The 11,339-nt window shown below is 54.5% G+C and carries 10 protein-coding genes; 3 read left to right on the forward strand and 7 right to left on the reverse strand.

The annotated features are described in order from the left end of the window. Window positions 1-3 precede the first annotated feature (3 nt). Both AB8B76_RS15630 and AB8B76_RS15635 read right to left on the reverse strand, forming a co-directional pair. Entirely contained in the window at window positions 4-687 is a 684-nt protein-coding gene (locus AB8B76_RS15630; protein WP_405273812.1) for a hypothetical protein, read from the reverse strand. 8 nt (window positions 688-695) lie between these two features. After that, on the reverse strand, window positions 696-1,523 hold the full coding sequence (locus AB8B76_RS15635) for an SDR family oxidoreductase (protein WP_405273813.1): 828 nt from the start codon (window positions 1,521-1,523) through the stop codon (window positions 696-698). Window positions 1,524-1,717: 194 nt separating this feature from the next. Here AB8B76_RS15635 and AB8B76_RS15640 point away from each other — a divergent pair, with 194 nt between their 5' ends. Then, on the forward strand, window positions 1,718-2,146 hold the full coding sequence (locus AB8B76_RS15640; RefSeq protein WP_405273814.1) for a CBS domain-containing protein: 429 nt from the start codon (window positions 1,718-1,720) through the stop codon (window positions 2,144-2,146). Between the two features lie 370 nt (window positions 2,147-2,516). On the opposite strand, the gene AB8B76_RS15645 is transcribed toward AB8B76_RS15640, so the two are convergent. Together AB8B76_RS15645 and AB8B76_RS15650 are read right to left on the reverse strand one after the other, a co-directional pair. Further along, the gene (locus AB8B76_RS15645) at window positions 2,517-3,293 is read right to left on the reverse strand and encodes an anti-sigma factor family protein (protein ID WP_405273815.1); all 777 of its coding nucleotides are present in this window, start codon (window positions 3,291-3,293) and stop codon (window positions 2,517-2,519) included. 74 nt (window positions 3,294-3,367) lie between these two features. Continuing rightward, window positions 3,368-3,880: an RNA polymerase sigma factor gene (locus AB8B76_RS15650; RefSeq protein WP_008296116.1), complete on the reverse strand. Its 513-nt coding sequence runs from the start codon at window positions 3,878-3,880 to the stop codon at window positions 3,368-3,370. Between the two features lie 163 nt (window positions 3,881-4,043). Between AB8B76_RS15650 and AB8B76_RS15655 the strand changes: the two genes are divergently transcribed. Continuing rightward, complete coding sequence (locus AB8B76_RS15655) at window positions 4,044-6,005, forward strand: S8 family serine peptidase (protein WP_405273817.1); 1,962 nt, start codon at window positions 4,044-4,046, stop codon at window positions 6,003-6,005. Between the two features lie 23 nt (window positions 6,006-6,028). Here AB8B76_RS15655 and AB8B76_RS15660 read toward each other — a convergent pair whose 3' ends face one another. Then, window positions 6,029-6,871, reverse strand: coding sequence for a surface lipoprotein assembly modifier (locus AB8B76_RS15660; protein WP_405273818.1), 843 nt, complete (start codon window positions 6,869-6,871; stop codon window positions 6,029-6,031). Window positions 6,872-7,109: 238 nt separating this feature from the next. On the opposite strand from AB8B76_RS15660, the gene AB8B76_RS15665 reads away from it, so the two are divergent. Then, window positions 7,110-7,382 carry a DUF3144 domain-containing protein gene (locus tag AB8B76_RS15665; RefSeq protein ID WP_405273819.1) on the forward strand — a complete coding sequence of 91 codons (273 nt, stop codon included), beginning with the start codon at window positions 7,110-7,112 and terminating at the stop codon, window positions 7,380-7,382. Window positions 7,383-7,389: 7 nt separating this feature from the next. On the opposite strand, the gene AB8B76_RS15670 is transcribed toward AB8B76_RS15665, so the two are convergent. Continuing rightward, window positions 7,390-9,750 (reverse strand): putative bifunctional diguanylate cyclase/phosphodiesterase, encoded by a 2,361-nt coding sequence (locus AB8B76_RS15670; protein WP_405273820.1) that lies wholly within the window; start codon window positions 9,748-9,750, stop codon window positions 7,390-7,392. A 305-nt stretch (window positions 9,751-10,055) separates the two neighbouring features. Continuing rightward, a partial coding sequence (locus AB8B76_RS15675) for a UDP-glucose dehydrogenase family protein (protein ID WP_405273821.1) occupies window positions 10,056-11,339 on the reverse strand: 1,284 nt, incomplete at its 5' end.

The following is an 11,339-nucleotide window of genomic DNA, read 5'->3' on the forward strand; positions in this document are numbered from 1 at the left end:
TGTTCAAATCGGTAAAGGGATAAACACTGATGTGGCGGTGTGCACTACCTTTGTCACTCGACGGTCGCCTGCGTCCCCAGCGATACGGGACATCATGTCCTGAAGTGCAATAAGCTTCCCGAAAATTCGTTCGAAGCTTAGGTTGTCCGTCTTACCGCGATACTCACTCGATATTAAAAAGGGTTCACCATTTGCCTTGCGATTGTTTTTGAGGCGCCAGAGCAAGATCTCGATATTCCGCGCGCTCGTACTCAGGGCCCGCGAATCCAGAGAGTCGAACATAAAGGATTCGGTATTGTATCCATAGGCATGGCGTAACATGCCGCCCAGGCCTACAGTCAAGGCGAAAACCCGGTCGCCGGTGAAACTTTCCTGGAACACCAGTTCGAGTGCTGCTATTTCCTGAGCATAAGCCAGCTCTTCGAAGGAAAGTGGTCCTGGGGTATCTGACAGCTGTCGGAGTCGATCATCGACGTTTTTTAGGGGCCCCTGGAGCAGCTGATCAGGATTACGGGCGTAAAATTTCCCCATGAGTTCTCTGACAAGACTCCGCGTTTCACCGATAAATTCGTCAGTGACGAGGTCAATGTCAGATTTTGCGAGATTTTTGACTTCATAACCTCCGCAGCCTCCGAGCATTAACGCCGCGAGAAGGGCGGCAAAATAGCGCCGACTCAGGGAGGTCATCGCCGTATTCAGGGCGTTTCGCGAATCTGCTTAGCCATTTGCTCCAATGCCTGAAATGCCGCAACGGGGTTATCGCGCTTGAGTTGCGGTAGTCCCATCTCTGGGCCGTTCCCCACGGCGATCTCAGGCTCACCGGATTCAAACCCCGCCATTATCACGTCAGCGCAATCATCCACGCTCATCCCGCCCGCAATATCGTCGTCCGTAGAGCCCGTAGGTTTGCCGTCGCCTCTCAGCGCGTTTTTGGATACGTTGGTTTGAATGAAACCGGGTGTAATCGTGGTTACCTGCAGACCGTCAGCCGCGATTTCGGTGCGCAAGGCGTCAAAGAATCCCATTACGGCATGTTTCGCGGCACAGTAGCCCGTTCGCAAGGGGGCGCCCACTTTGCCCGCCACGCTGGCCGTGACTGAGATGTGCCCCTCACCGCGGGCAACCATGGCTGGCAGTACAGCCTGGGTCAGGGCAATTTGTCCGAGGACATTGATATCCATCATTTGCCGATAGACATCGAAGTCGGTGTCCACACAAAAAGAGCGCTGGGAGACTCCTGCATTGTTTATCAACAAGTCAATCTTCCCGAAGTGCGCAAGAACCTGTTGCGCAGCCGGCTCCATGGAGTCGAAGTTTGAGACATCCAGTGGCAAAACCACGACGTCACCCGCGCCCGCGTCCCGGCACAGAGTCGCGACCCTCTGCAATTCGGACTCATTGCGTGCCGAGAGTACAAGGTGGCTGCCGCGCGCTGCCATTCGAACTGCCAGGGCTTCACCAATACCTGATGAGGCGCCAGTGATCCACACGACCTTGTCACTAAACTGAATCCCTGGGTACATGGGCTTACTCCGATAAATGCTGAGTGTGTTGAAACGAAAACTTAGAGCGGAGGATAACGCGAAACATGAGGTCCAAGCATCTTGTTAGTCGCTTTGGCGTGGACCTGCTTGATGACAAGCGTTACCGTAGGGTGGCTCTGTGATGCTTTGCGAGCATCACTCAAAAAATAATCCTTATGAGACGAGTTTTGACTATGCCAGCACCCAATACCATCAAAGATTGTATGCGTCGCAACCCTTTGACCATCAACTGCAATTCCAATCTTGTACAGGCAGTGGAAACACTGGTTGAGTATAAGCTGACGGGAGTTACAGTTGTTGATGATGACGGAAACCCCGTGGGTGTGCTGTCGGAACTGGACTGTATTCAATCGGTGCTCAACGCTATCTACAACGACGGGGATCCCGAGCATGCGCTGGTACAGGATGCCATGACCAGCAGCATTGTGAGTTGCACACCCGGAGATTCCATCGTCGAGGTCGCGGCCGATATGCTTGCTACACGCCAACGTCGCCGCCCGGTGATTGAGAATGGCCGTCTGGTCGGGCAGGTGAGTTCAAGTAACGTGCTTTGGGCGTTGATGGAAAACTCGCGTCGGCGAGTGAATTCCAAGAACGCGTAAAAAAAAAGAAAAAACGAAATTGGTGGGAATAAACCCGTCGTAGTCATCGTCACCTTAACAGTGGTGGAGTGAAACACCCCATTCGAGGTGGTGCCGACGGGTATATTGGGAGCGATAGCGATTCAACATAGGATTGCATTGCGGCCCTCGGCACCAACCTCAATCCCTTCTTTAGTCCCTTCTTTAACTCCTCCTTTCTCAAGCTCTTGCTCAAGCTCTTGCTCAATTTCTCCAAATCAACAGTATTTTAAATCAATGGTATTACTTTGAGTCTTGTCAGGTATTGCAGGCGCAGGCCTTGACTGCGAAGGATTTCGCAGTAGGCAGGTGCGCAGTACGCAGGGTAGGGCGATGCGGAGGCGTGGAGTTTCTAGTTCTGCCAGTTACTTTCGATCATGGCAGTTTCGGCGTCGCGACCAAGAGCGATATCGCCGGCATGTTGGCTGATAAAGCTCGCTACGGGGGCGGAATCAGCAGCTCCGGCAGGGCGATAGGCATCAGCAGGCTCAAGATAGGACTCGAGACCAGCAGCTTGGGTGACCCAGCGATCTTCTTCACGGCAGGCTACAGCGCGCCAGTCGGAGGCTCCGCCTCGCAGTAAATATTCGCGGCACCAACGGCCGTCTTCGTGAGGGAAGCTCAAAACGGGTTGAATTTCGCGACCGTCTTCTAAAGAGGCCCAGCCGTCACCGGAGGGAACGCTATCGAGCGCTGCAGTGACGAAACCGTCATTTCCGGGAAGACCGCTTTGCGAGCCCTGGTTGCCCGTATTTACGATCATGCTCAGCGCGACGGCGCCAACAAAAGACGCCGCCACCGCGTACATCCACGCGGGACGTGTGCTCGCCGTTGCGGCACTTGAGCGTCCGGGAAAGCTCAAGACGGTAGCGCTACCCAAGGGAGCGTCGCTGTTGTCGTTCGAGGTTTCATTGCTCAGCAGTGCAGCAATAGCGTCTGGAACGTCATCTCGCTCGCCGAGCGCGTCTCGTAGCCGCTGATTAAGTTCCTGCATGCGCAGCAGGCCCGCCTGTAACGAGACTTCCGAGTGCAGCCTGTTTTCAAGTGCTCGGGACAGCGATGGCTCAAGCTCGCCATCAAGGTACTGTGACAGCAGTTCGATATCCTGCTCGCTCAATGCCTCGCTCATGCCTATGTCCTTCATGCTATGTTTTCACCCATGTCATCGTTCATCGCACTACTACTCTTTTACTCTCCGGGTACTTAATCCAGAGCCGGTAGTAGTTGCTTCCTCGCTCGAGCAATTCGGCTCATGATGGTGCCGATTGGCACATCCAGGATCTCCGCTGCTTCTGCGTAACTCTTACCCTCAACCGCCACAAGCGTCAGGGCCATTCTTTGTTCCTCAGGTAACTTGGCCATGGCCTCGTTAACTGCCGCAAGGCTTCGTTCACCCGCAGATTGTGTTTCTGCAGACGGCGAGAGTTCCCTTGCCTCACCCGTCTGCGCCACAGTATTCGCGTGGCGTGTTCTGACCTCCCGTGACCGTAACTCGTCAATCCAGAGGTTCTTACACACCCGGTACGCCCAGCGTGCCGTATGCGCATCGTCGGGAATGCCGCGTTCCAACAGGCGCTCAACGGTGCATTGAAGTAAGTCATCTGCATCCGCGTCACTACCCGTCAAGGACAGGCAGAACCTTTTGAGGCCTTTCAGCTCTGCCATAAGTTCTTGGCGTTGCCGCTTGCCTAGTTGTCGATCACTGAGCGACGTCATTCATTCCCTGCTAGAATCTAAGACGCTTGCGAGTGCGCTTTATTCCCACTTTTTTACATGGGACTAAAAGGCGCGTTAGATCGTCAGTATAAGGAAGCGGGAGTCTGGCATACAGAGATGCTGTGCCATTAAGAGGATTTCCACCCAAAATTTTGGTAACGCCATGAATTTATTGACTATTATTTCTTCATTGACGCCGCTCGGACAGCATGGGCGCGGCTCATCGCGCAGCGAACTGGGCACTCTTGCCTTGGCTACGTCCCTGATTGGCGGTCAACGAGCAGCAATTCTTTTCGGTTGTGTCGCCGCCGGTGTGTTGTCGTTTCCGCTTAATGTATCGGCACAGCTGCCCGTAGGAGGGTTTTTAGGACCCGATCCAACAGAGCAAGAGGTCGAGGAACGCATTGAGCAGCAGCTGGAAAAGCGTGTTGAAGAGAATGTTGAAGATTCGGTTGAAGTAGCGACTGAACTCAACATTCAGGAAAACATCGAAGACAATATTGAAGAAACCATCGAGCAAACCGTAGACGCGACTATCGAAGGCACCATCGATGACACCGTGGCGCAAACCGTGGAAGAGCGAGTAGAAGAGTCAGTTGAGTCTTCCGTAGAGATAGGTGTAGCCGAGGCCGTAGAGAGCTCCGTAGAAGACGGCGTTGAGGGCAGTGTCGAAGAAGCTGTCGCTGCGAGCGTAGAGGACAGCGTCGAAGAGGCAGTAGAGAACGAACTGGTTGCCAGCGTCGAAAGCAATGTTGAGAGCAGTATTGAAAGCAGCGTTGAAGCGGATGTTGAGGCCTCTGTCGAAGAAAGCGTGGAAGCCTCCGTGGAGTCCACGGTAGAGGCGTCTGTTGAAGAAGCTGTGGCTGACTCCGTAGAGGCGACTGTCGAAGAGACCGTCGCAGACGCAGTCGCCACAGAAGTGGAAGACAGTGTCGAGGAATCTCTAGAGACTCAGCTTGAGTCATCGGTAGAGGACGATGTCGAGCAGAGGGTTGTACTCGCTATTGAGGGCCGCCTCGAAACAGAAATAGATGAGATTCTGGATGATTTGGAAAGCGACCTGGAGGTTGATGAAGCCCGCATCCTGAAAGAGCAGTGGTTGGTCATGGCAGAGCCCGTGGTCTTCGAGGAACTCACTTCGCGCGGCTATCTTTTTGACACGGTAACCGAGCTGCCGGGACTGGGTCTTAGGCTTGCCGAGGTTGCGGCGCCATCAACCTTTGACATAACCCAGGTGAGAGACGGCGTTCTGGACGTGGTGGGCAAGGATCGAGCAGAAGTGGATCTGAATCACATCTACACCGCAGGAGTGCCTGAAATGGTCGCCGGTAGTGGCGTTATGCCTCGAGCGGCTATGGCGTTTCCAGCGGATCTGGACGAGCTGGATCTTCGCGTGGGAATGATCGACAGCAAGGTAGACACAGATCACCCCGCACTAGCGCAATCCAGCATCACTACACGATCTTTCGCGAGGCCTGGGGCGGAGGCACCGGAATTTCATGGAACGGCAATCGCATCCATCATCGCGGCTAATTCGACCGAGTATCGAGGTCTGGCACCTAATGCAGAAGTGTATGCGGCCTCGGTTTTTGAGCTTGACGGAAAGCGCGGAGAGATCGCGAGCACGGTCAGTCTTATACGCGCTCTGGATTGGCTGATTTCATCCGGAGTTGACGTGGTTAATATCAGTCTTGCGGGACCGCCGAATCGTCTGTTGGAGAGAGCCATTGATCGGGCTTCTAGCCAGGATATGGTGGTCATGGCTGCGGCGGGCAATGGTGGTCCGGTAGCTCGTCCAATGTATCCGGCTGCCTACGACAGCGTCGTTGCGGTGACCGCGGTCGATTCTGCGCAACAGGTTTTCCGTCTTGCTAATCGAGGAGACTATCTGGCGCTAGCAGCGCCCGGCGTTGATCTGCGCCACGCACAGCCCGGTGGAGGCTATGCAGCGTCGTCGGGAACGTCCTTCGCCGTTCCTTTTGCGGTGACTGCCGCGGCACGTCTGAGCCGGTTGAGCCCCGAGTCCGACATCATCACTATGCTGCTGGAAAGCGCTATGGATCTTGGTCCGCCTGGGCGAGACACTATTTACGGCTATGGTTTACTGACGCTCGGTAGCCTGTGATCGCCGAGAGCTTGCGAAGTGCGCTACCAACTGTACTGCAGGCGCGTGCCGAGAATTGTTTGCGTGAAATCGGCGCGGGGTAAGTTGGAGACGTAGTCGCCGTAGCTTAAGTACCACTGCCAGTTAAGCCGTTTGGTCAGTGGAACCTCCAGGTCCAACTTTACTCGTGTTCGATCGTCGTCCCGAGGTTCGCCAATCGTTGGTTCATCAGAACTGTAGTCCCGCACTTCGTAGCGCAGCGCTGCCTCCACCTTGATCTTTCGTTCTCCCGCGTCAAAGCGACGGATATAGCGCAGCTTTAACGAGTGTGCGTCGAAGTCCAGTTCATCGGCGACGGCGTCCTCATCCCTGTAGCGATAACCGACGTTGAAATAGCTACGCAAGCCACGGTGGAAGTAGTAAAAATCGATTTCACCCGTTTGTGTTTCAGCATCCCGTTGAGAGCGATTATCGATGGAACGCTCGGAGTAGACATAAGCACCGCGAGCAAACCAGCGCTGCGAGAAAAAGCCGGAAAGAGAGGGCGAGATACGGGTGTATTTTAGAAAGGCGTCGCCGTCCAGCCGCGAATCAATGTAGTAGGCGGAAAGTGAGGCATTACTGCTCCCCAGGTCGGTGTTGATATCCGCGCCAAGAATGTGGGTTAGACGATCAACCGCTGAAAACTCTTGATAGCTGCTCTTACTGACATCGTAGTTTAGCGATGCTTCGGTTTTCTCACTGAACTCGTGTTGTACACCTAGCTCCAAATCAATGATCGCCGCGTAATCGCTCTGTCCGCTAGATAAATCGACCTCATCCACAGAGACGTTGGTGTCGTACTCGCCTCCCAAACCAACCTCTGCGCTCCAGCGGGTTTTACTCACGGTGGACTCCGAGTCTTGAGCTACAGAGGCACACGACACACACGCGCACGCGACGGCGATCGGTAAGCTGGTGAGTCGATTTCTCCGTGGGAACACGTAAAGGCTCAGGGGCAAAGTTGGGGGCGCAGACTAATCAAAGGGCAGCTGCGGCTCAAGACTGCCAATGCTTGGCTGTCTGTGTTTGCGATCCGGTGATAAACTCCGCGCCCTGCACCTTCACCACAGCTAAGGAGTTTTTGTGAGCGACGACCAAACAAAGCAACATGATGATTGCATGCAGCGTTTCATTGATCTTGCCAATACTATGAAGGACGAGGGCGTTCCTGTGAACGTTGTATCCTGGTCTCTTATGACTGCGTCTGCGATCTACGCAACGTATTCCGTCACGGGCAATAGCGGTGGGTTGAACCCCTCGGGGGTCGATAAAGTTGTAGATGCTTACAAGCAGAATTTGACGAACATACAAGCTTTGAAGAAAGCGGAGGACGATCGAAAGAGGGCTGAGAGCTAAAACGATTTCACGCCTCTTCGAGCTGTATTCCGTCGTCATCTTTGCTTGCGCTGCCATTGAGTCGCTCCAGTTGACGACGGAAGTGGTTCGGAGCTAGCAAGCCACGAAGTTGTGTCACAGGCACTGGTTGGCTGAATAGGAAGCCCTGGATAACTTCCACTTCCTGCGCGAGGAAGAACTCAAGTTCTTCCATGCGCTCCACACCTTCAACGACTATCTCAAGGCCAAGGCTCTTCGCCATGGCAATAATGGCTCTTACGAGCTCTGCATTCTGCTTGCCTTTTGCAAGTCCGAGGACAAAGCTGCGGTCGATTTTCAGCTCATCCAGCGGGAAACGCGTGAGGTAGCTTAAGGACGAGTAGCCGGTGCCGAAGTCGTCAATAGAAAGTCGAACCCCCAGGTTCTTGAGGCTCTGCACCATGGATACAACGCTCTCCTGATTGCTGACCATGATGCCCTCGGTCAATTCAATCTCCAGGGACTCCGGGGGCAAGCCAGAATCCGCGAGGGCAGACCGTACCGTATCGACAAACTCGTCGTGGAACTGTAGCGCAGAGACGTTCACGGATACTTTGGGAATACTATGCCCACTGGCTCGCAATTCTACTAAGTCCGCGCAGGCCCTTCGTAAAACCCACTCGCCAACGTCTTCAATGAGTCCCAGTTCTTCTGCAATGGGAATCCACTTAAAGGGCGGGATGAGTCCCTGGTCGGGGTGATTCCAGCGTACCAGTGACTCCGCACCACTCACCTCACCGCTGCGGGCGTTCACCTGTGGTTGGTAATGCAAAAGTAGTTGGTCTAGCTCTACGGCGCGACGTAAATCATTCTCCAGTTGCAGTCGTTCCCGATTCGCACTCTCCATCGAATCATCGTAGACGACGACACGACTCCTGCCGCGCTTTTTGGCGTTCACCATGGCGGTGTCTGCTGCGCGCAGAAGCGTTTCCACATCCGATGCATGATCAGGGGCGATGGCAATGCCAATACTGGATGTAACGATGACTTCCTGACGTTCGATAAAAAAGGGTTCGGCGATGGCGCTGGCGAGTCGACCCGCGACTCGCTTGGCCATATCGATACTTTCGATGTGATTGAGAACCACCGTAAATTCGTCGCCTCCGAGGCGAGATAGGTCCATCACGGAGTGATCATCATCTGATAGGCGGTGCAGTACGTCACTGTCTCTAACACCCGCTGCCAGACGCTCGGACACCTCGCGCAGTAACTGATCGCCCGCAGCGGATCCTAGTGAATCATTAATGCGCTTGAAGTTGTCAATATCGACGTGAAGTAGGCCGACATTTTGGCCGCCCCGTTGGGCAAGGCGCAGCAGTAAGGTCAACTGCTCGGTAAACAGTTTTCTGTTGGGAAGTGATGTCAGGTTGTCGAAATAAGCGGCGTGGCGCAGCTTACTGCGGGTTTCCGTTACCTTCTGCTCAGCCGAGTCCAGCTCCTCTTTCCGTCGGCTGAGCTGCTCCGTGCGCTCGTCGACTTTCATGCTGAGCATTTTGCGGTCTGTATCCATCTGTCGGGTGTAGGTATGCAGTCCGGTGATGATCCCGTTGAGAACCTCAGAAATATCCCGAATCTCGCCAGAACCCCGAATAGGTAGCGGTTCACTTTGCTTTCCCGAGGCGATGTCGTCGGCGACGCGCGCAAGCATTCCCAGGGGAGCCGTTATGCGGCGAGTGATGATGCGCGTGAGTAACCAAAAAACAAACAACACAGCCAGGCCAATCCCCGCGGACAGAGCCACGGTCGGCAGCGTAAGACTCCATAGAGTTGTGCTACTTATATCGACGCCGATATATCCAATAACGTAAACGCTGCTTACCAGCTCCGGGTAGGCCAGTGCGGCGGCAAAGTCCTCGCGGCCGAGATTGTCCTTGGTGGGGTCAACTACTGAAATAATCGGCAAGGTGAGGAACGTGGTCTTTTCCCCCAGAGTCAGTTTGCTAAGAAGTTCCAAATCAGCGGGCACAGAGCCGCCGGCAAATGTGACTTTCCCCGGTGCCATAGGAGATAGATCTTTACGTAGGTCAATGAACCTTGGCCGGGCACTGCCGTTAGCCCAAGGGAGACTTTGCTCCCCAATGACCTCGCCCTGTCCGTCGTAAAGCACAGTGTGTTTTACCGCCTGCGACAGATTGAGGAACTCATCAAGCGTTCGCTGGACGTCGGCGGGCTCTCGGTAGTAAGTGGTTAGCTGTAGATGAGGCTGGCTCCCCACCAGACTGGATGCAGAGAGAATCAACGCGTCTCGCTGATAGCTGTAGTCCCGCTGTCCTACAAAAAGCGTGAGGAACAGACCAGCGAGCACAGCGAGCAGTGCGATGAGTGCATTGATCTTCGCGGCGATACTCACGACAGGCGTGCAGCGCTTTGTCGACAGTTTAGGCGACAGTTAAGTCGGCTGTTTTGTTGGCTATGACTTTGCATAGTGAACCCCAAGTTCCGGGACAGTTTATCGGGGTTATCGACACTAACGGTTGTGGAGATCAAACCACCTACAGAGTCGACATCGATTAACTTCTTCATCGTCAGGCGGTCCCTGCGCCCATGACAATGTCTCAGGATGAAACTATCACGCATCGAAAGTCGAGGCTAGAGCGTTTATTCCTTTGAATCAGGGTTTGCTGAGTTGTTTGAGTCCCGCATCCCGGTCGATTTCTATCGCCCCACGCTTGTGTATCGTAGTCCGGCACGCTCCATCAGACCGCGCTCATAGACATTGCGGAGATCGATGAATACGTCACCGCGCATGGCCTTGCTGAGCTCATTTAGGTTGAGGCCGCGGTATTGGTTCCACTCGGTCATGAGCACGACGGCGTCAGCGTCTTTGACGGCGGCTTCGATATTCTCTGCATACTCCACGTCATCCGGAAGTAAGGGCCGAGCTTCTTCCATCCCCTCTGGATCATGGGCGCAAACGCTCGCGCCACGATCAATGAGCGCTGGCAGGATGGCCAGTGCCGGGGCGTCGCGCATGTCGTCGGTTTCGGGCTTGAAGGTCAGACCCAGCACCGCGATACGCTTGTCCGCCTCAGATCCACCCAGCGCCTCGCGAATCTTCGACACCATCCGCGCTTTTTGCGAGGCGTTCACTTCTACAACCGCTTCGACTATGCGACTACCCACACCATATTCCTGAGCCATGCGGTTCAGTGCAAGAGTATCCTTTGGGAAGCATGAGCCGCCGTAACCGGGGCCGGCGTGCAGAAATTTGTTACCAATACGTTTGTCCATCCCCATGCCCTTGGCCACGGCATTTACATCGGCCCCGGTTTTTTCGCATAGCTGGCTCATTTCATTAATGAAGCTGATTTTGGTGGCCAGGAAGGCATTTGCCGCGTACTTGATGAGCTCGGCACTTTCCAGACCGGTGATCAGTAGGGGAGCCTCGATGAGATTCAACGGGCGGTAGAGTTCTCGAAGTCGGTTTTCGGCGCGCTCTGATTCGACACCCAGAACAACACGGTCGGGGCGCATGAAGTCGCTGATAGCCGATCCCTCTCGGAGAAACTCTGGATTGGAGGCAACATCAAAGTCCGCATCGGGGTTTGTCTTACGTACTACTCGCGCTACTTCTCTTGCGGTACCCACCGGGACCGTGGATTTATCGACAATGACCGTGTAGTCCTGCAGATTTACCGCGATCTCTTCTGCAGCGGCATAGACGTATTTGAGGTCTGCGTGGCCGTCACCACGACGAGTGGGAGTCCCGACGGCAATGAATATGAGATCAGCTTTCGCAACGCTGCCCGCCACATCGGTGGTAAAGGATAGTCGTCCCGCCTCTGCATTCTTCCGCACCAGTTCATCAAGACCCGGTTCATAGATTGGGATTTTACCTTGCTGAAGGGCCGTTATGCGGTCTTCCTGTTTGTCGACGCAGGTTACGCTCGCACCAAACTCCGCAAAGCAGGCACCGGATACCAGGCCTACATAGCCCGC

This window comes from Congregibacter sp. (assembly GCF_045107095.1).
In the GTDB taxonomy this organism is placed as follows: Bacteria; Pseudomonadota; Gammaproteobacteria; order Pseudomonadales; family Halieaceae; genus Congregibacter.